This window comes from Rhizobium ecuadorense, from assembly GCF_001187535.1.
Classification (GTDB): Bacteria; Pseudomonadota; Alphaproteobacteria; order Rhizobiales; family Rhizobiaceae; genus Rhizobium; species Rhizobium ecuadorense.
On record NZ_LFIO01001227.1, the window covers coordinates 1 to 265 of the forward strand.

The 265-nt window shown below is 61.5% G+C and carries 1 pseudogene; it reads left to right on the forward strand.

Annotated features, from left to right (window positions below):
• Positions 1-265, forward strand: a pseudogene (locus AF337_RS25765) (protein-L-isoaspartate O-methyltransferase); the annotation flags it as partial.

Genomic DNA, 265 nt, shown 5'->3' on the forward strand with positions numbered 1-265 from the left:
GAAGCTGCCTTTGCTACCGTCCCGCGCGAAAAATTTCTCGGTCCGCCGCCATGGCAGATCGCCAATCTAGGCGGCGGATATCGCCCCCTCCCCTCCTCCGACGTGGTCATGGCCTATCAGGACGTGCTATTCGCCCTGCAGTCCGACAAGGGCATCAACAATGGCAGCCCCTCACTGCATGCCCGACTCCTGGCAGAGCTGGACGTACAAATCGGCGACCGTATCGCCCATATCGGTGCCGGCACCGGCTACTATAGCGCCATTC